This window comes from Ruegeria sp. AP12, from assembly GCF_056540025.1.
Window position 1 is genome coordinate 1 of the sequence record NZ_JBQFVZ010000307.1, and the last position, 557, is coordinate 557.

The window sequence follows — 557 nt, forward strand, 5'->3', positions numbered from 1 at the left end:
GGTGCGTCGCGGCTTTGTCGAGGATAAATTCCACGACATTATCGCCGCGCTTTATGACGGATCTTCGAGCGTTTCGACGACAACCGAAGTGACCTACGAGGATGGGCGCAAAGGGTCGATTTCTGCAACGCTTGAGATCGTTGATGCGCCGGTTGTGTCGGTCGCGCAGCACAAGGTCGCTGCGGAATGATGGGCCGTTTGAGCGCCGCTCGACCTGCGGTCATCGCCCCGCCCGCCGTCCCGTTTTTGCGTAAGTCTGGGAGAGGCTGATGCTGGATAATTCCGAAGGATATGTCACCGAAGACGGCCGCAAGATCGGCGGTGTGGTGATGGAGATGAAGAACATCACCCTGCGTTTTGGCGGTGTGGTTGCGATCAAGGATATCTCGTTTGATATTCGAGAGGGTGAGATTCGCGCCATTATCGGGCCAAATGGGGCGGGCAAGTCCTCGATGCTGAATGTGATCTCGGGGTTTTATGTCCCGCAGGAGGGGGAGGTTTGGTTCCACGGCTCCAGGCGCCCTCCGATGCGGCCGTTTGAGGTGGCACAGCAGGGG

Annotated in this window: 2 protein-coding genes; both read left to right on the forward strand. The window is 58.3% G+C overall.

Features of this window, described 5'->3' with window-relative positions:
* A partial coding sequence (locus ACR0E6_RS22900; RefSeq protein ID WP_480587744.1) for a hypothetical protein occupies positions 1-190 on the forward strand: 190 nt, incomplete at its 5' end.
* Between the two features lie 79 nt (positions 191-269).
* On the forward strand, positions 270-557 hold a 288-nt coding region (locus ACR0E6_RS22905; RefSeq protein ID WP_480587746.1), incomplete at its 3' end, for an ATP-binding cassette domain-containing protein.